General features: G+C 56.8%; 24 protein-coding genes. 14 read left to right on the top strand and 10 right to left on the bottom strand.

The features are described from left to right. Positions 1-102 precede the first annotated feature (102 nt). Complete coding sequence (locus J5067_RS16380) at positions 103-645, top strand: single-stranded DNA-binding protein (protein WP_264644633.1); 543 nt, start codon at positions 103-105, stop codon at positions 643-645. A 103-nt stretch (positions 646-748) separates the two neighbouring features. On the opposite strand, the gene J5067_RS16375 is transcribed toward J5067_RS16380, so the two are convergent. The 5 genes from J5067_RS16375 to J5067_RS16355 form a co-directional block, all read right to left on the bottom strand. Beyond that, entirely contained in the window at positions 749-1270 is a 522-nt protein-coding gene (locus J5067_RS16375; RefSeq protein ID WP_264651571.1) for a hypothetical protein, read from the bottom strand. 111 nt (positions 1271-1381) lie between these two features. Then, positions 1382-2404 carry an aromatic ring-hydroxylating dioxygenase subunit alpha gene (locus J5067_RS16370; RefSeq protein WP_264651570.1) on the bottom strand — a complete coding sequence of 341 codons (1023 nt, stop codon included), beginning with the start codon at positions 2402-2404 and terminating at the stop codon, positions 1382-1384. 11 nt (positions 2405-2415) lie between these two features. Further along, positions 2416-2724 carry a recombinase-like helix-turn-helix domain-containing protein gene (locus J5067_RS16365; RefSeq protein ID WP_264651569.1) on the bottom strand — a complete coding sequence of 103 codons (309 nt, stop codon included), beginning with the start codon at positions 2722-2724 and terminating at the stop codon, positions 2416-2418. Next, positions 2721-3044, bottom strand: coding sequence for a non-heme iron oxygenase ferredoxin subunit (locus J5067_RS16360; protein WP_264651626.1), 324 nt, complete (start codon positions 3042-3044; stop codon positions 2721-2723). Before J5067_RS16360 ends, J5067_RS16365 begins: the two co-directional genes overlap by 4 nt. 172 nt (positions 3045-3216) lie before the next feature. After that, positions 3217-3927: an SDR family oxidoreductase gene (locus J5067_RS16355; protein ID WP_264644629.1), complete on the bottom strand. Its 711-nt coding sequence runs from the start codon at positions 3925-3927 to the stop codon at positions 3217-3219. A gap of 84 nt (positions 3928-4011) precedes the next feature. Between J5067_RS16355 and J5067_RS16350 the strand changes: the two genes are divergently transcribed. Beyond that, on the top strand, positions 4012-4914 hold the full coding sequence (locus J5067_RS16350; RefSeq protein WP_264644628.1) for a LysR family transcriptional regulator: 903 nt from the start codon (positions 4012-4014) through the stop codon (positions 4912-4914). 7 nt (positions 4915-4921) lie between these two features. On the opposite strand, the gene J5067_RS16345 is transcribed toward J5067_RS16350, so the two are convergent. Beyond that, the gene (locus J5067_RS16345; protein WP_264651568.1) at positions 4922-5968 is read right to left on the bottom strand and encodes a LacI family DNA-binding transcriptional regulator; all 1047 of its coding nucleotides are present in this window, start codon (positions 5966-5968) and stop codon (positions 4922-4924) included. Between the two features lie 348 nt (positions 5969-6316). On the opposite strand from J5067_RS16345, the gene J5067_RS16340 reads away from it, so the two are divergent. The 3 genes from J5067_RS16340 to J5067_RS16330 are packed head-to-tail and all read left to right on the top strand — an operon-like array spanning position 6317 to position 8781. Then, positions 6317-7024: a metal ABC transporter ATP-binding protein gene (locus J5067_RS16340; RefSeq protein ID WP_264651625.1), complete on the top strand. Its 708-nt coding sequence runs from the start codon at positions 6317-6319 to the stop codon at positions 7022-7024. Then, positions 7021-7872, top strand: coding sequence for a metal ABC transporter permease (locus tag J5067_RS16335; protein ID WP_264651567.1), 852 nt, complete (start codon positions 7021-7023; stop codon positions 7870-7872). Before J5067_RS16340 ends, J5067_RS16335 begins: the two co-directional genes overlap by 4 nt. A 30-nt stretch (positions 7873-7902) precedes the next feature. Then, positions 7903-8781: a metal ABC transporter substrate-binding protein gene (locus J5067_RS16330; RefSeq protein WP_264651566.1), complete on the top strand. Its 879-nt coding sequence runs from the start codon at positions 7903-7905 to the stop codon at positions 8779-8781. A gap of 21 nt (positions 8782-8802) precedes the next feature. On the opposite strand, the gene J5067_RS16325 is transcribed toward J5067_RS16330, so the two are convergent. Then, complete coding sequence (locus tag J5067_RS16325; protein WP_264651565.1) at positions 8803-10134, bottom strand: D-serine ammonia-lyase; 1332 nt, start codon at positions 10132-10134, stop codon at positions 8803-8805. Between the two features lie 455 nt (positions 10135-10589). Here J5067_RS16325 and J5067_RS16320 point away from each other — a divergent pair, with 455 nt between their 5' ends. Beyond that, on the top strand, positions 10590-12164 hold the full coding sequence (locus J5067_RS16320) for an EAL domain-containing protein (RefSeq protein ID WP_264651564.1): 1575 nt from the start codon (positions 10590-10592) through the stop codon (positions 12162-12164). Between the two features lie 33 nt (positions 12165-12197). On the opposite strand, the gene J5067_RS16315 is transcribed toward J5067_RS16320, so the two are convergent. Genes J5067_RS16315 through J5067_RS16305 form a run of 3 tightly spaced genes read right to left on the bottom strand, consistent with a single transcriptional unit; the run spans position 12198 to position 15317 of the window. Beyond that, on the bottom strand, positions 12198-13013 hold the full coding sequence (locus J5067_RS16315) for a DeoR/GlpR family DNA-binding transcription regulator (RefSeq protein WP_264624628.1): 816 nt from the start codon (positions 13011-13013) through the stop codon (positions 12198-12200). A gap of 20 nt (positions 13014-13033) precedes the next feature. Then, positions 13034-14014, bottom strand: coding sequence for a D-threonate 4-phosphate dehydrogenase (locus J5067_RS16310; protein ID WP_264644621.1), 981 nt, complete (start codon positions 14012-14014; stop codon positions 13034-13036). Beyond that, positions 14007-15317 carry a four-carbon acid sugar kinase family protein gene (locus J5067_RS16305; RefSeq protein WP_264651563.1) on the bottom strand — a complete coding sequence of 437 codons (1311 nt, stop codon included), beginning with the start codon at positions 15315-15317 and terminating at the stop codon, positions 14007-14009. Before J5067_RS16305 ends, J5067_RS16310 begins: the two co-directional genes overlap by 8 nt. A gap of 230 nt (positions 15318-15547) precedes the next feature. Between J5067_RS16305 and J5067_RS16300 the strand changes: the two genes are divergently transcribed. From J5067_RS16300 to J5067_RS16265, 8 genes are all read left to right on the top strand, one after another. Further along, positions 15548-16684: an iron-containing alcohol dehydrogenase gene (locus J5067_RS16300; RefSeq protein ID WP_264651562.1), complete on the top strand. Its 1137-nt coding sequence runs from the start codon at positions 15548-15550 to the stop codon at positions 16682-16684. 49 nt (positions 16685-16733) lie between these two features. After that, positions 16734-17615, top strand: coding sequence for a dihydrodipicolinate synthase family protein (locus J5067_RS16295; protein ID WP_264644618.1), 882 nt, complete (start codon positions 16734-16736; stop codon positions 17613-17615). Positions 17616-17682: 67 nt separating this feature from the next. Then, positions 17683-19101, top strand: coding sequence for a sodium:solute symporter family protein (locus J5067_RS16290; RefSeq protein ID WP_264644617.1), 1419 nt, complete (start codon positions 17683-17685; stop codon positions 19099-19101). Positions 19102-19106: 5 nt separating this feature from the next. Continuing rightward, positions 19107-20285: an exo-alpha-sialidase gene (locus tag J5067_RS16285; protein ID WP_264651561.1), complete on the top strand. Its 1179-nt coding sequence runs from the start codon at positions 19107-19109 to the stop codon at positions 20283-20285. A gap of 52 nt (positions 20286-20337) precedes the next feature. Beyond that, positions 20338-20814 (top strand): YhcH/YjgK/YiaL family protein, encoded by a 477-nt coding sequence (locus J5067_RS16280; protein WP_264651560.1) that lies wholly within the window; start codon positions 20338-20340, stop codon positions 20812-20814. A gap of 32 nt (positions 20815-20846) precedes the next feature. Then, positions 20847-21536 (top strand): SDR family NAD(P)-dependent oxidoreductase, encoded by a 690-nt coding sequence (locus J5067_RS16275; protein ID WP_264651559.1) that lies wholly within the window; start codon positions 20847-20849, stop codon positions 21534-21536. Positions 21537-21777: 241 nt separating this feature from the next. Next, the gene (locus J5067_RS16270; RefSeq protein ID WP_264644613.1) at positions 21778-23913 is read left to right on the top strand and encodes a hydantoinase/oxoprolinase family protein; all 2136 of its coding nucleotides are present in this window, start codon (positions 21778-21780) and stop codon (positions 23911-23913) included. Further along, positions 23906-25594, top strand: coding sequence for a hydantoinase B/oxoprolinase family protein (locus J5067_RS16265; protein WP_264651558.1), 1689 nt, complete (start codon positions 23906-23908; stop codon positions 25592-25594). Before J5067_RS16270 ends, J5067_RS16265 begins: the two co-directional genes overlap by 8 nt. The last annotated feature ends 7 nt before the right edge of the window (positions 25595-25601 follow it).

The following is a 25601-nucleotide window of genomic DNA, read 5'->3' as shown; positions in this document are numbered from 1 at the left end:
TAAAAAAAGTGTGGATGCAACATCGCGGGTACTCAGCACTGTGCTGGCATGTTATGATTTCTGGCTTAGACTTTACGTATTGACTCATCAGGAGACACAAGCATGGCCAGCAGAGGCGTTAATAAAGTGATTCTTGTCGGGAATCTGGGGCAAGACCCGGAAGTCCGTTATCTGCCGAACGGTGGTGCCGTTGCTAACCTGACTCTGGCCACGTCAGATACCTGGCGCGACAAGCAGACCGGCGAGCAGAAAGAGCGCACAGAATGGCACCGGGTCACGCTGTACGGAAAGCTGGCTGAAGTGGCTGGAGAATACCTGCGCAAAGGCTCACAGGTGTATGTCGAAGGTCAACTGCGCACGCGTAAATGGCAGGATCAGGGCGGACAGGATCGTTACACTACAGAAGTGGTGGTCGATATCTCCGGCTCTATGCAGATGCTGGGCGGCCGTCAAGGCGGTGGCGCACCGGCAGGCGGCAACGCAGGCAACAGCGCACCGCAGGGTGGCTGGGGACAACCGCAGCAGCCTCAGGGCGGTCAGGCCTTCAGCGGTGGCGCACAGCAAGCACCGCGCCAACAGAACAACGCCCCGATGCCTGGCGGCAATGAACCCCCGATGGACTTTGACGACGATATTCCGTTCTAAGCCTTGGGTAGGTAAAACAAGGTCCCATCAAAACGTAACGCCCTACTTTAGCAGGGCGTTACGTTCAGGATATTCTCAAGGGTACAACTGCGCTAATAGCCCGTTACTTCACCATACCGCCGTTATACAGCTCATCGCCTCTTCCTGCTTTAATCATCTGATTGGCGTGTTGCTTACGCTCAAAGTTAGCTTTTGCGCGTTCCGCTTGATTTGCTCTGTACCTGTCTTCATTTTCTCGATTAAATTGCGCTTGTTGCTGTGAACCCTTGAATTTAGAACAGACCTTATTAAGCAAAAGATCAACGTCGACATTTATTTTTTCCAGGTTGGTCCGTTTCGACGCATGATGCTGATATGAGGAGCCGTCGAGTTTACTCAACAAGGTAGTTGCGCCCTCGTTCACGCGTTCCAAAGCGGCCCTTAGACGATTAAAACTCTCTTCACCCGGTTTAAAGATCCCTGGTTTATCAAGACCCTTACAAAAATCCTCTATGCTGTTCTTCACATCTTTCAACGTTGCCTTTAGTGTGGAAACATCTTTAATGTGGACAGTTTTAGCACTGGTTACCGTCTCTCTATTCACCGCACTGATTTGATTACTGTTTACTGCCGAAATACTCATCATTACCGCTGATACCTTTCCGTTATTAAATCCAGCGATAATGCTATAGGGTGATAAACGTATAATCTTTCATTTATTGTTCACAATCTGAGCAAGGCACCGCATCTTCACCGATTAGCGCAACGCGGGCTGTGTTTCCCGCTCTGCCACCTGTGTTTTTGCCGTTTTTTGCATCATTCGACGCAAGCGAGAGAGCCCCACATCATGCTGGTAGAGGTATTCGTAAGCGCTCGCGTCCGGCGCCAGGTTCTCCAGCAAGATGCGATCCTGTTCCAGCACGGCCCAATGCAATTTCTCCAAACGGTTTCGGTACATAAAACGCCACATATCACGCTGCCAGCCGACCACACGGCGAATGCGCCAGAAAAAAACGCGGCAGTTATCGTTATCCTCCGGCACCACCATGCTGACAATCCAGAAAGGGCCGCCGGGGCCGAAACGTTTTTGATAGGGGATCGAGAGCCGCATCCAGTAAGCGCCGCTGATACCTAACTCAACCCAATCAAAATTAACCCCAGATTGGTTTTTTTTTCTGAAGATAAAACCGCTTGATGTCGGATCGAGCACCATCTCCGCTTTACGCGCCCCCTGCGCCATGGAATGAGACGCGGAATGCAGGTAAGTTCCGTGCATCGGGTCCATCACATTTTCCAGCGCATACTGGTAGTTACAGCGCCAGGCGGCAGTACAGAGAAAATGACTGAAAGTTTCTCCGTCGGTCAGCTCTTCAGGAAACACCAACGGCTCCGCTTCCTGGTTGGCGGTAATACCGAACCAAAGAAAAATGGCACCATGAGCTTCTTTAACCTGATAGCTCACCACCACCCGTTGCCCGACTAACGGGCAGCGTTCAACGGCGGGTACATCCTTGACCACACCATCTCCCGCAACCTCAACGCCGTGATACCAGCAGGCGATGCGATCGCCAAGGTTCCAGCCAAGCGACAGGCGAGCGCCCCGGTGCGGGCAGCGGTCTTCCAGTGCCTGAACCTGGCCGTCGCTGTCGCGCCACACCACAATCTGCTCCCCCAACCGCGTGATGCCGACAGGATTGGCCTGTACTTCCCAACTGGCCAGTACCGGATACCATAAGCCCCGTAACCCGCGATCGAGGTATTGCTGCACCGTTGAATCCATTGCGTCCTCCTTTACTTGCCGTTTTCTTGCAAAAAGGCCCGCAGCGTTGCTTCCTGCCAGGGCTGACCTTGCTGATCGTACAGTGCTGCTGAATTCAACCCTTCCACCAACGCGGGCAGGGTATCGATACCTTGATCAAACAGGATTTCCAGCCCGGCGATAAAGGCCAGCGTCCAGGGCATTGGCGCGCTGCTTCGACTCTGCCAGACCAGATTGCGGTATCCACCGGGAGCATGGATGCAGCCGTTACCGCCGCCAACGGACGAGATAGTCGGCTGCTGCGCTGCGAGTGCCGGATTAAATTCCTGATCGGCCTTCATGCGATGGTCTCCTCCGTTAGCCTGATTTGAATGTGATTTTCAACGCGCCGCACCCGGTAGCAATGCAGGTCACGCTCACCCGGCCCGCCGAGACATTGCCCGGTTTTAATATCAAACACTGCGCCGTGTAAGGGGCACTCAACGCTACCGTCTTCAATAAATCCCTGACTCAACAAGGCATAAGCGTGCGGGCAAATATCCTCGAGGGCGTAGTACTTGCCATCAAGCAGGTAAATACCGACGGCGTTATTTTCCACGCTGCCACTAAACGGCCTGTTTTCCTGTATCTGATCTGCCTCGCAGACACGAATCCAGCACATCGTTCTCTCCGACATCGGTTTCATTAGTGAAATAGACGCTATCGTCTTCGAACAACTATAAAATTGATGCTTAAATCGTCAAGGAAGGCGGCAAATCAAGAGTGGAATTTGTTAAAAGGCGAGAAAAGCAGATACTGCAAGGGCAACGCCAAAAAATTGACGTTGCCTCATGCTAACGCAACGTATATCCCCCGTCGCAATAGAGCGTGTTGCCCGTCATGTGCGTGTTGTCGAGCAGGAACAGCGCCGCATCGGCCTGCTCTTCCACCGTTGCAGGACGTTGCAATACGTTGAGTTTGCCCCACTGTTGGTAAGCGGCCTCGCGCACCTGCGCCGGACGACCCTGCCACAGCGTGCTGTCGGTGGTGCCCGGAGACAAACAGTTTACCCTGCGTGGCGCCAATTCAACCGCCAGCCCGCGCGCCAATCCTTCCAGGGCGGCATTGCACGCCGCATAAGCGGGCGCACCAAGGGGACGCGCAGAAGCGGCTCCCGACATCAATACCACCGCCGCATCCGGCAACAGCGAGGGCAACGCGGCATACACCGCCCAATATTGCCCCCAAAATTTTGCCTGAAACAGCGCTTCGCTGGTCTCAATGCTCCCCTCCTGAAACGCGCCCGTGGTGTAAGATGCGGCGGGCGTAAACAGCCCGGCAAGCGCGGAGGTTTGCGCAAAGAAGGCGGCCAGAGAAGCGCGATCGGTAGTGTCGACAGCATAGGCGGATGCCCGCTCGCCCAGTAACCTGAGCGCAATGGCCCGTTTTTCCGCCGAACGCCCGCCGATCGCCACGCGATCGCCGCGCGCGACCAGTCGCTGAGCCAGAGCGAACCCAATGCCTGAAGTGCCACCAAGAATGGCGTAAGTCTGTGTCTTTTTCATAAAACAGAGCTTATTGGCGAATATCATTCCGGTAAAATGAAATACACTACCAACATTTATTCCTCACGTTCAGCAATAGGCACTATGCGACATTACCCCGGAGATGACATCGGCGTATTTCTGGCCGTATGTGACAGCGGCAACTTTACCGCAGCGGCCGCCCTGCTTGGGCTCACCCCGTCAGCGGTTACCAAAGCCATTCGACGATTGGAAAACCGCCTGAAAACCCCCTTATTCACCCGCACCACCCGCCAGCAGACCATAACGGCAGAGGGTGTGACCTATCGGGATGCCTGCCGGACGGCAAGGAACGAGGTTGAGCGCGTCGAAACGCTGCTTGCCAGCATCACAGCAGAACCCGCAGGCCAGCTAGCGGTAAGTGTACCGCCGCTGCTCGGCGCGCACGTCGTCACGCCCGCCCTGTTGACGCTGTGCCAGCAGTGGCCCCAGTTGAGTATCAGTGTCTCGGCCTCTGTCGAGATGGCCGATCTGTTCGATGGATCTGTCGATCTTGCTGTGCGTGTAGGAGAACTGCCGGATGCGGCGGGAATTGTCGCCAAAAAGTTAGGCACACAACGCATCGTACTGTGCGGCACACCGGGTTACTTTGCCCACTCACCGCCGCTGCACGGCATAGACGATCTTCATCACCACACCCTGATCGGCACGCTGAAAGAGGGCTACGCCGCCCCGTGGCACTTTCAGTTGGCTGACAAAACACACCGGGTGCTGACTCCGGATAGCCGTTTATTGCTGGATGGTGCACTGTTGACCGTCAATGCCATCAAGGCGGGATACGGTCTCGGCAGGGTGCCCTATTGGTTAGTCAAGGAAGAACTCGAGAACGGCTTGCTGGTTAGCGTGCTGGACGAGGTCATTGCCGGACATTTGGCGATTCATGCCTTATGGCGGGCAACACCGGTGATGTTGCCCCGCCTGCGTTTGGCAATAGATGCGCTGGTCGCGGCCACCGCAGCACGATTTTAGGCAGGCATCAGGCGAGTGCGTTGAGACGTTTTACCGATTCTCGCACCACCAAATGCCCGGCCAATTCAACATGCTGTGTCACCCCAAGCGACTGTGCAGGCACCAGTTGCTGCGTTAATAGTTGCAGTGCGGCTCTGGCAACCGCATCAAGCGGCAAGTGCACCGTGGTCAGTGACACCGGCAGCATATCCAGCGGCAAAATATTATCCATTCCCACCAGCGATATATCATCCGGAACGCGAATGCCACGCTGTGCCAGCGCATCCACCACGCCCACCGCCTGATTGTCCGCCGCGCAAAAAATCGCGGTCACGCCAAGGCGGTCAGGATGTGCGGAAAGCCAGCGCAGCATGGCATCGCGCGCGGTGAGCGGGTGGAAATCAGGCAAAGAAAGAATCAGTGACTCATCGACAACAATCCCTGCCTCCAGCAAAGCATCACGGTAGCCGCGCTCCCGCTGTTTGATGGTGGTGCAAGACGACCAGGTCAAATGCAGAATTCGCCGGTGCCCGTGTTCTATCAGATGACGAACGGCACAGGCCGCAGCGGGATAGTTAGCGGGTGTGACGCGATTTAAACACATGGCAGGATCTTCACCGTTGATCAACACGGCAGGTATGCCACTTTTCACCACCGCCTGCAACAAGGGGGCTCGCTCGTCATTGACGATCACAATGCCTGTTTGCCGTACACCTTGCAGCGATGCGACCAGTTGATCTTCCGTCATGGCATCATGCTCCGAGGGAAAGGGGCGCAGTCGAATATTACGCTGCACGCACAAGGTTTTGAGCGCATGGATCAATGACAGAGAAACCAGGTGGTAATCACTTTCCAGCATCAGGTTGCGCGGTGCTGCCAGCAAAACATGGCGCAAGGGCTCCAAGGCTTCGGTCACCGGTTTCGCCAGTTTATGCAGGGGATAGCCCTGTTCAGCGGCAATCGCCAGGATCTGCTGTTTGACTTTAGCACTGATAGGCGCAGTGCCATTTAATACACGAGAAACCGTACTGATAGAAACGCCTGCACACTCCGCGATATCCTTTAATGTCGCCATTGCTCTTTTATCCCTGTGTTTGCGAGGCTCACGATAGACGGTGTTAGCCAGAAATCACTCAACGCATCAGCCCACTCTCCTACCGTTTATCTCTACACTGTTGAGGGTTAACGCAATAACAACCACGAGAACATTTGCACACAGACCAGGGCCAAAGCTGCGATGTCACATTCTCTTACGCCTTTCTGCTAGCGCTTTGTTTGTTATATTATAACATAACGTTAAATATCCCTCTGCATGGCACTCTCGAGTGAGCTTCTATTCTCTTTCAGCCTGGGCGCGTATCAGCATTGCGCTGGCGCTGTTGGCGTTGCTATGGGCGCTGGTCGCCTGGGCGGTATCGCTGCCATGATCGCGCTGCACAATCTGACATTTGGCTACACGCCGTCTTCACCGCTTGGCACGCTGAGCGGCAGCTTCAGCGCAGGTTCACTGACGGCCATCGTCGGTGAAAACGGCAGTGGCAAATCCACTCTGTTAAAAACCCTTGCCGGGCTGATTCCGCCCTTGGCAGGCACGCTGGTTCCCGATGGCAACGCACTGCCGCGCATTGGCTATTTGCCGCAGCTGTCGGAGTTCGATCGCCAATTTCCGTTGAGCGTTATGGATTTGGTGTTGATGGGCAGCCTGCCGCAGCGCGGGCTGTTCGGCGGCCTCACCCGCGTCTGGCGACGCAAAGCAGAGGCAGCATTGGAGGCGGTCGCGATGACCGCGTTCGCCACCCGCCCTATCGGCCATTTGTCGGGAGGCCAGCTACAGCGCGTTCTGTTTGCCCGCTTGCTGCTGACGGACGCACCGGTGCTGCTGTTGGACGAACCGTTTACCGGCGTAGATGCCGACACTACCCAGGCACTGCTGGCCTTGATCCATCAACGTCATCAGCAAGGATGCACCGTGCTGGCGGTGCTGCACGATCGTGCCATTGTCGACCGCCATTTTCCGCTGGTACTACAGCTCAGCGCCGCAGGCCATCGCTGGGGCGCAACTCATGACATATTCACCTCGACGCTCCCCGCGTCCCACGGCGCGCAGGCGCGAGTCAGGGCGGTGGTATGATGACGATAAGTCTCCTTTCACCGCTGGTGGAGTTCGGGTTTATGCGGCGCGCGCTGGTGGGATGTATCGCGCTCACGCTCAGCGCCACACCGTTGGGTTGCTTTTTGTTGCTACGCCGCATGAGCCTGATTGGCGATGCGCTGTCGCACGCGGTGTTGCCCGGCGTCGCCATCGGGTATCTGCTCTCCGGCATGTCGCTGTTGGCAATGGGTACCGGCGGGTTTATCGCCGGGCTGGCCGTGGCGCTGCTGTCCGGTTTTGTCAGTCGCAACACGGCGTTAAAAGAGGATGCCAGCTTCGCCGGACTCTATCTTGGCTCGCTGGCGCTTGGCGTGACGTTAGTGTCACTGCGCGGCTCCAGCGTCGATCTGCTACACGTGCTGTTTGGATCGATTTTGGCAGTCGATCGCGGCGCACTGATCGATATCGGCCTGATCTGTTCGGTCTCGATACTGCTGCTGGCATGGCTCTACCGTGCGCTGGTGATCGAATCGTTTGATACCACCTTTATGCAGCTCGCCTCACCGCGCGGACGCACGCTGATTCACGCGTTATTTCTCGCACTGGTGGTACTCAATCTGGTGGCGGGGTTTCAACTGCTGGGCACGCTGATGACGGTGGGCATGATGATGCTGCCCGCCACCTGCGCCCGCTTCTGGACAGCGCGCTTGCCCGTGATGCTGGCGGTCTCGGTGCTGGTGGGCATCGCATCCAGCTTTATCGGTCTGCTGTGGTCCTACTATGCCTCACTGCCCGCCGGGCCTGCCATCATCCTGACCGCTACGCTGTTTTTCGCGTTCTCGGCCGCTTTCGGCGCCGAGGGCGGCATGCTGCGCCTGCGTCGCTAATATCATCCCCCTGTCATCAATGAGGACATCATGAAACATCCTGTTATCGCACTGGCATTTTCCAGCCTGTTATTCAGCACGTTTGCGATGGCGAAGCCGTTGCAGGTTGTCGCGAGCTTTTCCGTTTTAGGCGATATGGTCAGTCACATTGGCGGCGATCGCATCACCGTCACCGATTTGGTCAAACCGAACGGCGATCCGCATGAATTCGAACCCTCACCGCAAGACAGCAAAACGCTGGCAAAAGCAGATCTGGTTTTCGTCAACGGACTCGGTCTGGAAGGCTGGTTAACGCGTCTGGTATCCGCTTCCGGCTATCAGGGGAAAGTGGTGACCGCCTCGCAGGGCATCCACACGCTGGAAATGGAAGAAGAGGGGAAAACCCAGACCGATCCGCACGCCTGGAACAGCGCGGCGAATGGGGTGATCTACGCGCAGAATATCATTGATGCGTTAGTCAGCGCGGCACCGCAGGATGCTGACTATTTCCGCCAGCAGGGCAAAGCCTATATTCAGCAGCTTCAGGCGCTGGATGCTTATGCCAAGAAGACCTTCGCCGACATTGCGCCAGAAAAACGTAAAGTGCTCACCAGCCACGATGCGTTTGGCTATTTCAGCCAGGCCTATGGCGTAACCTTCCTGGCACCGCTGGGTTATTCAACGGAAGCGGAAGCCAGCAGCAAACAAGTCGCAGAACTCATCCGTCAGATCAAGCAAGAGAAGATCGCCAGCTACTTTATCGAGAACCAGACCGATCCCCGTTTGGTGAAACAGATAGCCAACGCCAGCGGCGCACAGCCGGGCGGTGAGCTCTACCCGGAAGCGTTAACCGACAGCACTGGCCCGGCCGCCAGCTACACCGCGGCGTTTAAACACAATGTGGACACCCTTGCCGCCAGCATGAAGTAAATAGGACCTCTGGCGCGCGGGCTATTTCGCCCCTTGCGCCAGGTACTTCTGCATCTCCGCGTCTGGCACCATGCCACCGCCCGTCGCCCACACCAGATGCGTTGCCTGTTGCATCGCCGACGCGGATAACGACAAACGCGACAGATAATCCGCATTGCCCGCCACGCGCCACGGCCCGGCCATCCCGGCCAACGCCGAGGGCTCCAGACGGAGCGCTTCGGTTTGAGCCAACATCGCCAGCAAGTGATACATTTCGTCGTCACTCAGGGTGTAATAACCGTCAATCAGTCGCGCCATGGCGCGCCCGACAAAACCGGATGGACGCCCCACCGCCAGTCCATCGGCAGCGGTCAGATTGTCGATGCCCAAATCCTGCACCGCAATGCCATCGTGCAAGCCGGTGTACACGCCCAGCAGCATACAGGGCGAGTGCGTCGGCTCAGCAAAGATACAGTGCACGTGATCGCCAAACGCCAGCTTCAGCCCGAACGCCACCCCGCCCGGCCCACCGCCCACGCCGCACGGCAAGTAGACGAACAGGGGATGATCCGCATCGACCACCATACCGCGTTCAGCAAACTGGGCTTTGAGTCGATCACCGGCAACCGCATAGCCGAGAAACAGCGAGCGAGAATTTTCGTCATCAATAAAAAAGCAGTAGGGGTCATCCTGTGCGGCTTTGCGCCCTTGTGCGACGGCGACGCCGTAATCCTGCTGATATTCCACGACGTCAACGCCGTGTGCGCGTAATGTGTCCTTTTTCCATTGGCGCGCATCCGCCGACATGTGTACCGAGACCTTAAAGCCAAGGGTCGCCCCCATAATCCCGATCGACATACCGAGATTGCCGGTCGACCCCACGGCAATGCGGTATTGGCTAAACACGTGCCGCGCGGCTTCGCTGTCCAGTTGACGATAGTCATCGGTGGAAGTCATCAACCCCGCCTGTAACGCCAATTGTTCCGCGTGCACCAGCACTTCATAGATACCGCCGCGCGCTTTGATCGAGCCGGAAATCGGCAGGTGGCTGTCTTTTTTCAGCCACAGTTTGCCGGGCAATGTCTTGCCATACCGTGCGTCCAGCGCGGTTTGCATCGCGGCGATGTCAACCATATCGGACTCAATGATGCCTTCACTTGCCTCCAGCGCGGGAAAAACCTGACGGAGATAGGGAGCAAAACGGCGTAAGCGCGCCTCCGCTGCCTGAACATCCGCGTGCCCAAGCCCGACGTAGGGCAATCCCTCGGCAAGCGTGGTGCTTTCCGGGTTAAACCAGGTCACGTCACGCAGCGCAACCAGACAGGCCATGAGCGGATCGCGCTCAATCAGCGTTTTGATGTGAATATCAACCATTGTTTCCCAGCCTCCCTTTCACCAATGCTTCGCCAACCATACGCCGAATCCTGACGGGGATCACCTGCGGCGGTATCACCCGCGTTGCCAACGAACAACGTACCGCTGCGCGATCTCGATACGGATATCTGTATAAAAAACCTAACACTTCAAGTAAGTTATATTAATTAAAAAATTACCCTGATTGATAATCGGCATTTATAATTATCATTCTCAGCAACGTCGATAGCATGCAGGGTACAGAGACGGTTTTCAGTGGCTTGTAGCACATATACCCGCACCTACACTGCAATGAGTTCAACAAACACAGGTTAAACATTGCGTCATGCGGCAAACTGAAACGCCTTTTCTCAAGCCACGGTAGACATGGCCGATAACTTCACCAGATTGGCAAGGATGCGATATCTGAATCCACATGCCGAGTTATGTTCATCACCACTGATTGGATAATAACGATGCTATCCTCCAACAATGCCGGATTATGGTTCAGATTAATCCTCTTCATGCTGCTCAGCGCGGTATTGGCGCTGTTCATTGGTCAATCCTTTATTGCGCAGTCAGAACAAAAGCGTTTGGTGAGTTACGCACAAGACGTGCTGGCGCAAGGGGTCGCCGTCGCGCAAGAGAGTCGGGACACGGTGCACCGCATACTGCTACTGGGCAATATCCCTTGCTCCGATGCCGATCTGCGCGAGCTACGCTTGCTCTCCTTTTATGCGCTTAATCTGCGCGACGTGGGACGCATCCAAAACGATCGCCTGATTTGCTCTGCGGGATGGGGAAGGCTGAATCCCCCTATCGCGCTGTTGCCACCCGACCTGACTACCTCGACGGGCACACAGCTGTGGACCGCCATGGAAAGGCTGGTTGATCCCAGGATCACCGCCGATATCGCCAGCAGCGGAGGCGTAGCGACGATCACCGCTTCGGCTGCTTTTCGCCGCTATTCACAACCGCCACAGGGCTACAGCGCCACCTTAATCAACAAGAATCTCGACCATCCCTACCAAACCTTCGGTTCCCTGACACTCCCCCATAAAGAAGACTTAAGCAGATTAAAAAATGGCTGGCTCACCTTGGGTACACGCCATTTTTTCACCTGCTCAAACAGCTTTGATATCTGTGTGCTGGCACAGTTTGAAGATGCGGGTGTGATATATCGCCCGTGGTATGTGATAGCGGGCATCATTCTGATGGGGGCGGCGTTGGGCGGCAGCTTCACACTATGCTACTCACTTTACCGTGAAAAGCGGCGCTCCCTGCCGTGCCAGCTGGAACGTGCGCTGAAGAACGATCAACTGCGCGCCCACTACCAGCCACTGGTCAGCCTTGCCACGCGCTCTCTGATTGGCGTTGAAGCCCTGGCGCGCTGGCGCAACGGCGCCGGTGAGGAAATTTCGCCAGAGGTGTTTGTGCGCATCGCTGAAGAAAACGGCATGATCGATGAGTTAACCCGAGCCATCACCCGCTGTGCCATTCGGGATATGCGGCCTTATCTTACGCAGCCATCATCCTTTACGCTCAGCATCAACCTTGCGGTTAGCGACATCATCTCTCCCGACTACCACCATTTTTTACAGCAGGAGTGCGAGCGCAACGGAGTGAAGCGCGAGCGGGTGATTTTAGAACTGACAGAACGTTCTACCGCGTCGCCGCACATACTGGAGGTTGCGCTGCAATCGTTGCAGCAGCAAGGGCATAAAATCGCGCTGGACGATTTCGGCACCGGCTATTCAAACCTGGATTACCTGAGCCGCTTCTCGTTTAATCTGGTGAAAATAGACAAAATATTCGTCGGTGCCATCGGCACAGACTCCGTCAACGCCGCCTTTACCGATGTGCTGTTCTCACTGGTGCAAAAGCTGGACGCCAGCATCGTGGTGGAAGGGGTGGAAACGCAGGAACAGGCCGCTTATGTGGCGCGACACTGCCCGCATGCGATTGTACAAGGGTGGTATTTTGGTCGGCCGGTGAGTATCGATCAGTTTGTCGAACCGGAACGTTACCGCTGCCCACCCATCGAATCATAACGTGAGCCGCGTGATGCAACGCGGCAAAGGGCGTTACACCAGATGCAGTTGCACTGGCTGCGCATGCAGCAGTTGCTGCGTTTCCGGTGCCAGCGCGCTGTCAGTGACGATGTCGGTCAGTGCCGTAAGCGGCGTAACGCAAAACAGCGAATAGGCACCGTACTTGCTGCTGTCGGCCAGCAATACACGTCGGCTGGCATTCATGCCCAGATCCTGTTTTACTCCGGCTTTCTCTTCGGTTGGCGTGGTGATGCCTTTTTCCATACTCCACGAGTTGCAACTGATAAAGGCAATATCCGGGTAAATGCTGCGCAACAGGCGGCGGCCATGCTCGCCAATGCAAGACTGGCTGCTGTCATCAATGCGGCCACCGATAATGGTCACTTCAATCTGTTTGAATTCCGACAAGAACAGCGCAATCTGCAAATCTGCCGTGATCACACGCAGCGGCAGGTGCGTCAGGTTACGCGCCAGTTCGAGCATGGTGGTGCCCGCATCCAGCACCACGGCATCACCCGGTTGCACCAGGGACGCCGCGTAGCGGGCAATCGCCTGCTTCTCTGCCAGATTACGATGCAACTTCTCATTGGTGGTCGGCTGCGAGGGAATAAAACGGTTGAGCGTGACGCCGCCATGGCTGCGGCTAATCACGCCCTGTTCATCAAGCTTGATGAGATCGCGGCGGATCGTCGCCGGCGAGGCGTCGATCACGGCAACCAGTTCGTCTACCGTCACCAGATTATGGCTTTTCAGATAATCCATAATCTGGTCAAGACGGCTCTGCCCTTTTACTCTATCTCCGCTAACGCGGAAAGCATCACTCACTGTTTGCCCCACAACGATGTCCATGAGTTGAATCCCCTCCCCTGTCAGGCAAGCTGCATGGCGAGTTGAATCGAGATAGCCATGCTCTCAGACTTCGCTTTACCTGTCCAGGCGATATCAAATGCCGTACCGTGATCGGCCGAAGTACGAATAAACGGCAAGCCTGCGGTTAAATTTACCCCATCATAAAAGCCCAACAGCTTAAGCGGAATATGGCCCTGATCGTGATACATCGCCACCACCATGTCATATTGCCCTTCATAGGCTTGCAGATAGACAGTATCCGGCGCACAGGGACCGTAGACGTCCAACCCTTTCGCCTTCATCGCCTCAACGGAAGGGCCGACAATGGTGATTTCTTCATCGCCGAACAAGCCGTTCTCACCCGCATGCGGGTTAACCCCAGCGACAGCGATACGCGGTTTGGTGTAACCCACGCGTTTCAGGAAGGTATCCGCCATGCCGATGACGGTTTCTACACGGTCGCGGTTTAGGGTATCCAGGAATTTGCGCAATGCAATGTGCGTTGTCACATGAATGACTTTTAGTTTGTCGGTATACAGCACCATGGCATAATCCCGGCTGTTGGTCAGCTTCGCCAGCAGTTCGGTATGCCCAGGGTAAATGTGCCCCGCAGAGTGCATCGCTTCCTTGTTCAGCGGAGCAGTCGCAATCGCCTGAACCTCTCCGGCCAACGCCAGCGCCGTCGCTTTTTTAATGCAGCGGTAGGCCAGATCCCCTGCCTGCGCCTGCACCACGCCTGGGACGAGCGCTTGTGGATCGGCCAGCGGCTCATCAATGATATTAATAATGCCGGGGGCAAAACGCGCCTGAGCCGGTTCGTCGATCACATTCAGCTCAACCTGCGGCACAATGTTCAGCGCAAGGATACGACGCAGGGTTTGCACACAGCCCACCACCACGGCGGATGCGCCAGACAATTCCCCTTCTGCCAGGGATTTAATAATAATCTCAGGACCGATACCCGCCGGGTCACCCATGGTTATTGCAATAATTTTACTCACTCACTCTCTCCTCAATAAAGCGTAAAACGTGATGCAAGGTGGCTTCATCACCGAAGCCGCCTGCTTTAGTCATGACAGGGATATCGCCGACGATGCTGTCGACGAAGCGTCCCCAAGGTACACAGGACGCAAGCTGTCCTTTGATATGAAACCCGGTAGCACCGAGCGCTGCGGCCACGGCAATCGCCACGTCGCCACCGGAGAGATAGAGCCCTGCCGGACGGCATAACGCCACCGTGCAACGGGCCATTTCTCCCAGAAAATCACTGATACGTTCACCCAATTGCTGACGGCTGAGGCCGTGCTGCTGGCATAGCTGCGCAATCTCGTGGCGCTGTTGCTCGTCACGGCAGGTACGAATCAGGCAATGTCTGCCTGCCAGCAGCGCGTCGGCCGCGGCGCGCGCGGTGTCTTGCGCCAATGTGGCTCCCGCAGACGTAAGCAAAGGGCGGACATCCACATCAAACAGCGTCACCTGCGACAGCGCGCTCACCGCCGCGATCTGTTTTTGCGTCATTTCGCTCATCGAGCCCACCACCGCCAGCAATGCGGGGCGCGGTGGCGGCGTGAAGCTTAGGGCCTGAGCCAGCGCATCGCTCAGGCCGGCGGCGCCAACCAACAGCGGTTTCACTGGCAGCGTCTGCGCGGCCGCCACGATCAGAGCCAATGCCTGCGGTGTCTCAGCGTCTATAATCACCCCCTTGATACCCGCATCGCGCAAGCGCCGCAGCTGCGCGGCGAGAGCAGAATGATTATTTTCACTCACACTTAAGGTCGCCGTGGTCAAGGCACTTTGTTCCGCGATACGTTCGGCAATATCGGCGCTGCGTACCGGCGTTTTTGGATCGCTGGCAAATTCGGTTTCGGTCAGCAGTGTCCCGTTGACCCACACTTTCCCGTCACGGGTGATGCGCCCAAGCGCCGGAACAGCAGGTGCAATCAGCGCCATGTCAGCACCGCTGGCCGTCAACGCTGCCGCGATTTCCGCGCCGAGGTTGCCGCGCAGCGTGGAGTCAATCTTCTTGAATACCCATCCGTTGCCGCCCGCTTCACGCCAGCGGGTCACGGCGTGCACCACGCGCAGCGCGGCATCTTGCGCTGCCTGCGCCCGGCTGTCGGTATTGATAACCGTCACCTCATGCAAGGCTCCCGTCGTCAATGCGTCCAACTCCAGAATCACATTGACCTGCGCCTGCTGAAGTGCCAGCCCAACCCCGGCATCGTTAGCCCCGGTGAAATCATCCGCGACGACCAACACCTGGTTAGCTGTAAGTTCCAGGCTGACATCTTGCCGCTGTGGCATACCCACCCCTTATTTATCGATAACGGCATAACGACGATGGTGTGTCGATTACCTGATAATGATTATATTGAATCATATTTGATTATATGTGAGCAACGTCAAATTATTTAAAACCAATCTAGCCTATAAATTACGCTACAAAATGACGTCATTACGTCAATACACGATCGCCAAGCACGTATTGATTGAGAAAAATCACTTTCACTGCGTGAACACTGTAAAGGAACGCCATGAACATCAATAGCACTATCATCAGCGGCAGCCAGGCCATTAACGATATCCGCTACCTGTTAACCTCACGCCAGCACGTGCTGTTCGTGACGGACCGCAACATCGTGCAGCAGCCCGGCGTACAGGCACTGCTCAATCAGGTTAAAGCATGCGTTCCGGCCATCACCCTGATTGATAATGTGCCGCCGGAGCCGAGCCAGCACGATGTCGCTCATATTCTGGAAGCGCTGCCCAATGCGCGCACCGAACTGGTGATTGGCGTAGGCGGCGGCAGCGTGCTGGACGTGGCCAAACTGCTGTCGCTGCTGTGCGTCGGTGATGACGCGGTCTCTCTCGACAGCTTGCTGGCCGGTGAAAAACCGACGCGCCGCACCGCCTCCTTATTGATCCCGACGACGGCGGGCACCGGCTCCGAAGCCACGCCGAACGCCATTCTGGCGATCCCTGAGAAAGCCACCAAGGTGGGCATCATCACACCGGTCATGCTGCCGGACTACGTGGCACTGGTGCCGGAACTGACCACCAGCATGCCGTCTCACATTGCGGCGTCCACCGGTATCGATGCGCTGTGCCACCTGATCGAATGCTTCACCGCGACCATCGCCAACCCGGTGGGTGATAACTACGCGCTAATCGGTTTGAAAAAGCTGTTTGCCAATATCGAGCTGTCCATCCGTGAACCCGGGAATCTGGAAGCACGACTGAACATGCTGTGGGCGTCCTATTACGGCGGTGCCGCCATTGCCCACGCGGGCACGCATCTGGTGCACGCCATGTCTTATCCGCTCGGCGGCAAGTACCACATTCCCCACGGCGTGGCGAATGCCATTTTACTGGCCCCTTGCATGCGCTTTGTGCGCCCGGCGGCGGAAGAAAAATTCGCGCAGGCCTACGACCTGCTGCCCGACGCCAACCTGTCGCTCTCCGTCACGGAGAAATCGCACGCGCTGGTCACCTATTTCACCGATCTGGTTCAGCGCCTGGCGCTGCCCAGCTCACTGCAACAATTAGGTATCGAAAAAACGCATTTGCCCGATCTGGTCGAAGGGGCTTTGCAGGTTCAGCGTCTTATGAAAAACGTGCCCGCCACGGTGAAGGCGGACGACGTGCGCGATATTTATCTGACGCTGTTCTGATTCACAGACTTGGTGTTCTTTTTTGATTACGCAGTAACGAGGAAAAACAATGAGCAAACGTATTACTGGCGTGTTGACCGCAATCGTCACGCCCTTTGACGGTCAGGGTGAATTCAATCCAACAGCATTGCGCGCGCAGATTCAGCGCCAGATGCAGTATGGCAACGGTATCTTCTGCAACGGTACCAACGGCGAATTCTTCGTATTACACACCGATGAAAAAGTCGCGGTCACCGAAACCTGCGTGGATGAAGTTGCAGGCAAGGTGCCGGTGGTAGGCCATATCGGTGAAATCTCTACGCGTGAAACCATCAAGCTCGGCAAGCGTATCGCCGCACTGGGTGTCGATGCGGTTTCCGTTATCACCCCCTATTTCATTCCGCTGAAACAAGAAGAACTGATCGCCCACTACCGCGCGGTGGCGGATGCGTTAACGGTTCCGGTGTTCCTCTACAACATTCCTGCACGTACCGGCAATACGCTTACGCCGGAAACCGTGCGCATTCTCGCCGATCATCCCAACATCATCGGCATCAAGGACAGCGCAGGCAGCTATGAAAGCCTGAACGGCTTCCTGCAAGCCGCCAAAGGTATTCCGAACTTTGACGTGCTCAACGGGCCGGATTCATTGATTCATCAGGGCTTCGTCGAAGGCTGTTCTGCCTGTATTTCCGGGCTGGCTAACGTGGCACCAGAGCCTATCAGTCAAATCTGGCACCGTTTCCACGCCGGTGACATCGACGGTTCACGTCAGGCACAGGAACAGGTCAGCGAGCTGAGAAAAACGCTGTACGCCATTGCGTTCTCGCCTGCTGCGGTGAAAAAGGCACTGACATTAATGGGCCATGAGGTTGGCGTCAGTCGCTATCCCATCCAGTTCTCTGAACAGGATGAAGCGGCTATCCGTCGAATCGTCAGCGCCTTTGCCTAACAACGTTTATTGCCCTGTTTGATAACAACCACCCTGCGACAACAACGACAACGATAGGTCGAAAGATATGAACCATTTTGATCTGACAGATACCCTCATCATCATTGGGATGATAGTGTTTTATATCGCGTTCACTTCCTGGCTGACGCTGAAATTACGCAGTAAATCCAGCTCCGAATTTATGGAAGGGTCGCGTGCGCTGCCCGCGTTTATCGTCGGTATTTTGCTGATGACCGAGTTTATCGGCGCAAAATCCACGGTAGGGACGGCGCAAGCCGCGTTTGAAAGTGGCATCGCCGCCTCCTGGTCCGTGATCGGTGCTGCCATCGGCTTCCTGCTGTTCGGCATGATCCTGGTGAAGAAGATCTACAACACCGGTAAAGTGACCATTTCTGGCGCCATCGCCGAGAAGTACGGCACTTCCACCAAGAACATTATTTCGATCATCATGATCTACGCTCTGCTGCTGGTGAACGTGGGTAACTACGTCAGCGGCGCGGCGGCCATCTCCACCGTACTGAAAATCTCTCTGCCAGTAGCCGCCTTGATCACGGCGATCGTTAGTACTTTCTACTTCTACTTCGGTGGGTTGAAAGGCGTAGCGTATGTCACCCTGATCCACAGTGGCGTGAAGTACATTGGCGTGATGATCATCCTGTACGTGGCCCTGAAGATGACTGGCGGTATTACCCCGATGGTTCAGCAGATGCCAGAGTTCTACTGGACCTGGGATGGCAACATCGGCGCGAGCACCATCTTTGCCTGGCTGATCGGTACTATCGGTTCGATTTTCTGTACCCAGTTCGTGATTCAGGCGATTTCAGCGACCAAAGATGCAAAATCCGCCAAACGCGCCACCTGGATTGCCTTCCTGTTCTGTATGCCGATTGCTCTGGCCATCGCCGTGATTGGTGTGGCTGCGAAGTTCGTCCACCCGGAAATCAAGAGCCTGTACGCACTGCCGGTGTTCCTGCAAGACATGAACCCGTGGGTCGCGGGTCTGGTTACTACCTCGCTGGTGGCGTCCATCTTTATCAGCGTGAGTACCGTGGCGCTGGCGATTGCTTCACTGATCGTGAAAGATTTCTACGTACCGTACTACAACCCGACGCCAGAAAAAGAGATGAAGATGACGCGCGTGTTCTCGCTCATCATCGGTTTTCTGCCGCTGGTCTTTGTGCTGCTGGTGCCTGAAGTGCTGAAGCTGTCGTTCTTTACCCGTGCCATCCGTCTGTCCATCTCGGTGGTCGCGATGATTGCCTTCTACCTGCCGTTCTTTAACAGCACTCGCGGTGCCAACGCCAGCCTGATTGCTGCCTGCGTAGTCACCTCGGTATGGTATGTGATGGGCAACCCGTTCGGCATCGATAACATGTATGTGGCCCTGGTCACCCCTGCGGTTGTGATGCTGCTGGATCGCCTGATTCCGAACAAGAACGCACCGCAGTCAGAAAAGAAAACATCCGTCTCTCAAACAGGAGCCTAATCGTCATGACGACTGAAACCATCACCGTAGAACGTACCGGCGTGATTCACCAGGCCGAAGGGGATGCGCAGCGCATTGATGCCTACCTGCCTTCCGTCTGCCCACAAAACCACGCGGCCAACCTGCTGCATTTACCAAATGGCGATGTGCTGTGCGTCTGGTTTGGCGGTACGCAGGAAGGGATCGCGGATATCTCAATTTACCAGTCGCGTCTGGCTAACGGCAGCGCACAATGGTCGGATGCGGTTAAGCTATCGGAAGATGCGACCCGCTCCGAGCAGAACCCGGTGCTGTTTCTGGCACCAGACGGCGTGCTGTGGCTGCTCTATACCGCGCAGAAATCCGGTAATCAGGACACCGCCATTGTGCGTTATCGCCAGTCCACCGATCAGGGCTACACCTGGGGGGAAATCGGTACGCTGCTGGACCAGCCGGGCACCTTTATCCGCCAGCCGATCACTGTGCTGCCAAACGGCGACTGGCTGCTGCCGGTGTTCTATTGCCGCGTCGAGCCGGGTGAAAAGTGGGTGGGTAACAACGATGACAGCGCAGTCAAAATCTCCAGCGATCAGGGTAAAACCTGGCAGGAATACCCGGTGCCAAACAGCACGGGCTGCGTCCACATGAACATCACGCCGCTGGCGGACGGTTCACTGCTGGCGCTGTTCCGCAGCCGTTGGGCTGACTTTATCTATCGTAGCCATTCCACGGATGGCGGCAAAACCTGGTCGGTACCGGTGCCCACCACGTTACCGAACAACAACTCGTCGATTCAGGTGACGACGCTGCAAAACGGCCATCTGGCGCTGGTGTTCAACCACATGAGCGCCGCCGATGCCACCGAGCGTCGCGTGTCGTTGTATGACGAAATCGAAGATGAAGAAGGCGGCAATGACGCCAAAATGCCGGAAATCACCGAAGGGCGCAGCGCCTTCTGGGGCGCACCGCGCGCCCCCATGACGCTGGCCATTTCGGAAGATGGCGGCAAGACCTGGCCGTGGCAGCGCAATATCGAAGTGGGCGACGGTTATTGCATGACCAACAACTCGCAGCAGAAACTGAACCGCGAGTTCTCCTATCCCAGCATCAAGCAGGGACCGGAGGGGAAATTGCATGTGGCTTTCACCTATTTCCGTCAGGCCATCAAGTATGTATGTGTCGATGAGGCGTGGGTAAAAGGCTGATACACCGAGAGACACCGCCTTTGCGGTGTCTCTTTTTTTCAGGAGCTACACCATGATTGCAGGCAATTTGCAGCATCTGCCGTTGGCGACGCTGCCCGCACCGCTGTTAGCGATTCTCTCCTCACCCGGCATGACGCTGGATGAACTGAACGCCAAGCCGGAAGGGAAATACCAACCGGAAGGGGCAGACTGGTTTTACAGTATTGGCACCGTATCTACCGCACCGCAGGCAGAACGTCATACCGAGTTCCACCACAACTTTCTGGATATTCAGTTGATTCTGGCTGGGGAAGAGATCATCGGTTATGGGCTGAACAGTGTGATTGGGCAACCCGCGACCGAGCGTAAGCCGGATCTCTATATTCTGGACAATCCGCAAGTGCCGCATCAGATCCATTTGCGCGCCGGCGATTTTGTCACGTTCTACCCTGGAGAACCGCATCAGGCGCTGTGCGCGGTAGGCAATATTCCCGCACCGGTGAAAAAAGCGGTGTTTAAAGTGCCCGTCAGCGATGTTACCCAACGGTAGTACTGACGGGTCTTGATACAGGAGAGCACCTTATGGCTGTCAGCGAACGCAAACATGCGCTGATTACCGGCACCAGCTCCGGCATTGGTGCCGCCATTGCCCAAACGTTATTGGATCAGGGATGGAAAGTGACGGGGCTGTCGCGCCAACCCGGCGCGCTCACGCATCCGCAGTTTACCCATCAGGCGTTGGACGTTACCGATCTCGACGCGCTGCAAGGTTATCTTGCGCACATCGCACAGGTCGATGCCGTGATTCACGCCGCAGGCATGATGAAAGCAGCCCCGCTGGGTCAACTCAACCTGGCTGACAGCGCAACGCTGTGGCGCTTGCATGTGCAGGTTGCCGAAGTGCTGGCCGACAGGCTGGTCGATAAATTACCGAGCGGTGGTCGTATCATTCTGCTGGGCAGCCGCACTTCGAGCGGCGCGGCAGGGCGCAGCCAGTATGTCACCACCAAATCTGCCATGATCGGTATGGTAAGAAGCTGGGCGGCAGAGTTGGCACCGCGCGGTATCACAGTCAATATCGTGGCACCGGGAGCCACTGAAACGCCGATGCTAAACCAACCCGGCAGACAGCGTTCACCGCCGAAGCTGCCCCCCATCGGGCGTTTTATCCAGCCGCAGGAAGTGGCCGATCTGGTGTGCTATCTGCTCTCGCCGTCTGCCGCCGCCATTACCGGCCAGCAGTTGGTGATATGCGGTGGAGCATCATTGTAGTTTCTCAATAGAGACCCACCTGATTGCCGCCCTCCGTGATGAGTATGCAGAGGGCGGCAAACCACATAGCACCCTATTGCTTATTCTGCATATGGTTAGCAAATATACTTTATTGTTTTGTCCGTTATATCACCCGATAGTGCTTCCATCTCCTCATCTCCCCTGAGCATTGCCGCTTGTTGCGTGTGTTGACGCGCGGCGCGGTGATGGTTTGGCAACAGTATTGGAACACGTTCGCGTTATGTCTGAATTACCGCTTTCCTCGCAAGATAAACCAGAGCCCGCAATACGCCTGGCCGTTGATGTTGGCGGCACCTTTACCGATGTGGTATTGCTCGATGGTGAACAACGTTACACGTCAAAAACCCTGACCACCCCCACTGAACCGGAACAGGGCGTGCTGCAAGGTATCGAAGAGAACCTGAAGCTCGCAGGCCGGACGCTGCACGATGTGGACCTGTTGATCCTCGGCACCACGCTTGCCACCAATGCGCTGATTGAACGCAAAGGGGCGCGCACGGCACTGATCACCACCCAGGGCTTCCGCGATCTGGTCGAAATTGGTCTGGAAGATCGCTTCGCACAGTACGATGTGTTCCTGCAAAAACCCGCTCCGCTGGTGCCACGCTATTGGCGCTTTGGCGTCACCGAGCGCATCAATGCGCAGGGGGAGGTGCTGCTGCCGCTCAATGAGGACGACGTAAGGCGCATTGCACAGTCACTGCGCGAGGAAGATATCGACAGCGTCGCCGTAGTGCTGCTGCACAGCTATCGCAACCCGCAGCATGAACAGCGCGTTGCTGAGATCCTGCAACAAGAACTGCCTCATCTCGCGGTGTCGCTTTCCAGCGTGGTGTGCCCGGAAATCCGTGAATACGAACGGCTCTCTACCACCTGCGCGAACGCTTACGTGCAACCGCAAGTGGCCGGCTATCTGTCACGTCTGGAGCAGTTGTTGACCGCACGCGGATTACACATCCCACTGTTTTTGATGACCTCCGGCGGCGGGATCACCACGCTGCAAACCGGCATCGAACAGCCGGTGCGTCTGGTGGAATCCGGCCCGGCGGGTGGTGCTATCCTGGCCCAGCGCGTGGCCGCTGAACTGGGTGAAACCCGAGCGCTGTCGTTTGATATGGGCGGTACCACGGCAAAAATCTGCTTTATCGATGATTATCATCCGCAAATTTCCCGCAACTTCGAATTTGGTCGCGTGCACCGTTACCAGAAAGGTTCCGGGCTGCCGATCCGCATTCCGGTGATCGAAATGGTGGAGATCGGCGCAGGCGGCGGCTCGATCGCCCGCGTGGATACCCTGCAACGCATTCAGGTTGGCCCGGACAGTGCCGGTTCCGAACCGGGACCGGTCAGCTACGGATTAGGCGGCACGCAGGCCACGGTAACCGATGCCAATGCGGTACTGGGTCGGCTGGACCCCGCGCGCTTCGCCCGCGGTAAAGTGGCCTTAAATATTGAAGCCGCACAGCAGGCGCTCGCCGCGCAGATCGGTGCACCGCTGGGCTATTCCTCCGAGCTGGCGGCGCTCTCTGTCGCTGAGATCGTGGCAGAGAATATGGCTAACGCCGCACGTGTGCATGCCAGCGAACAGGGCAAACACGTGGAGCACTATACCCTTATCGCCTTTGGCGGTGCCGCGCCGCTTCAGGCGGCACGGCTGGCACGCAAGCTGGGCATTACCCGCGTGGTGATCCCCCGCTCTGCCGGTGTCGGCTCGGCGCTGGGTTTTCTTTGGGCACCGATAGCCTATCAGGCCGTACGCAGCTTCTATCAACGGTTAGATCGCTTGAACTACGATGAGGTCAACGCGCTGCTGGCCGGATTGACCGAGCAAGCGACCGCTATCGTACGTCAGGCCGCGCCGCAGGGGGATATTCAAGTACAGCGCATCGTCTATCTGCGCTATGCCGGCCAAGGGCATGAGGTGCCCATCGAACTGCCGGACGGTGCCGTGCAGGTACAAACCGTCCACCTACTGCAAGCGCGTTTTGCACAGCGCTATCGCGAGCTGTATGGCCGCAGTCTCGACCATGTACCGGTTGAGGCCATCAGTTGGTCGGTTGCCGCCTCGACCCATGACGATCTTGCCCCGGCGACCGCTCGCTGGGTGCCGAGCCACACGCTTACCGCCGCCTCATCGCTACATCAGCGTTCGGTGTATCAGATTGAGGACAACGCCTTTATCGCCACGCCGCTTTATGAGCGTACGGCGCTCGCGCAGGGACACTTCGTATCCGGTCCGGCACTGGTGGTAGAAGAGGAAACCACTACCGTGGTGGACAGCGGTTTTTCTGCCCATCTCAGCCCGCAGGGGCATCTGATTCTTGAGCTTGGCACTGAGGATTTTCATCATGAGTAACCTAACGTCCGCCTCCGCGCCAGTGGCAGCATTGCAGTATCAGGTGATGTGGAACCGGCTGATTTCCGTGGTGGAGGAGCAGGCACAAGCGCTGATCCGCACCGCGTTTGGCACCTCAACCCGGGAAGCCGGTGACTTGTCCGCCGGGGTCTTTCTGCCGGATGGACGCATGATCGCACAGGCGGTTACCGGCACACCCGGCCATGTCAATTCGATGGCGGAGTCGGTCAAACACTTCCTGCGCGCGTTCCCCTTGGAGCAGATGCGTCCGGGCGATGTGTTTTTAACCAACGATCCCTGGAAAGGCACCGGCCATCTGTACGATATGACGATGGTAACGCCGGTATTTCGTCAGGAACAGGCGGTTGCCCTGTTCGCCTCTACGCTGCACGTCGCGGATATCGGCGGCTTGGGCCCAGGCCCAGACGGTCAGTTGATCTATCACGAAGGGCTGTTTCTGCCGCTGCTGCGCTTTATCGATGGCGGCCAGATCAATCAGGTGGTGCTGGATATTATTCGCGCCAACGTGCGTGAACCGGAGCAGGTCGAAGGCGATTTGCTGGCGCTGGTGGCCTGTAACGACGTCGGCGCTCGCTTCCTCAACCGCATGATGGATGAATTCACCCTCGATTCGCTGGTGCCGGTGGGTGAGCATATTTTACAGCACTCCGAGCAGGCGATGCGCGATGCGGTGCGTCAGTGGCCGCAAGGGAGTTGGAGCAACGAACTGCTGGTGGACGGCTATGATGCGCCGATCCGCATTCGCGCCACGTTGCACATCCGCGACGGCGAGATTGAAGTCGATTTTACCGGCACCGATCCTTATGTTCCGCAAGGCATTAACGTGGTTAAAGCCTACACCGATGCCTACACCTCGTTTGGTATTCGCTGCCTGATTGGTGCCGATATTCCCAACAATGCCGGATCGTTAGGCGTGATTCGCGTTAGCGCGCCGGAAGGTTCCATCGTCAATGCGCCTTACCCTGCGGCAGTGGCCGCGCGCCACATTATCGGTCAGTTGTTGCCGGATGTGGTGTTTGGCTGCCTGCGTCAGGCGCGCCCCGGCGCGGTGCCTGCCGAAGGCTCCTCGTCGCTATGGAATATCCGCCTGTCGGGCGGCCACCCGATTGCGGGCTATTCCAATGAACGTTTGGTCAACGAACAGCGCTTTACCATCACCAGCTTTTCCACCGGTGGCACCGGTGGTCGCCCGGTGCTGGATGGGCTTTCTACCACCTCGTTCCCCAGCGGCGTGCGCAATATCTCCATCGAAATACTGGAAACCATGAGTCCGCTGGTGTTCTGGCGTAAAGAATATCGACCGGATTCCGGCGGTGCAGGAAGGCAACGCGGAGGGTTGGGGCAAGTTATCGAAATCTCCCATGGGCAGCAGGCACCGATGTTACTGGGCGCAGCCTGGGATCGCATCGTTTATCCCGCCCGTGGCGCAGAAGGCGGTGCGGACGGCGCGCCGGGCAGAGTCAGTCTGGCCTCCGGCGCACTGCTGAAAGGTAAAGGCCGACAGGCGATCCCACCGGGAGAACATCTGGTGGTGGAAACGCCGGGCGGCGGCGGTTTGGGCGATGCGCGTGAGCGTTCAGCACAGGCTATCGCGCAGGATGTCCGTAGCGGACTGGTCAGCGCACAAGCTGCCAGCCGCGATTATCACCACGGTGATTAAAACAAAT

This window comes from Candidatus Symbiopectobacterium sp. NZEC151 (assembly GCF_025962655.1).
Taxonomy (GTDB): domain Bacteria; phylum Pseudomonadota; class Gammaproteobacteria; order Enterobacterales; family Enterobacteriaceae; genus Symbiopectobacterium.
Note: the sequence above shows the minus strand (reverse complement) of the source record. Positions and strands in the feature narration are given on the sequence as shown.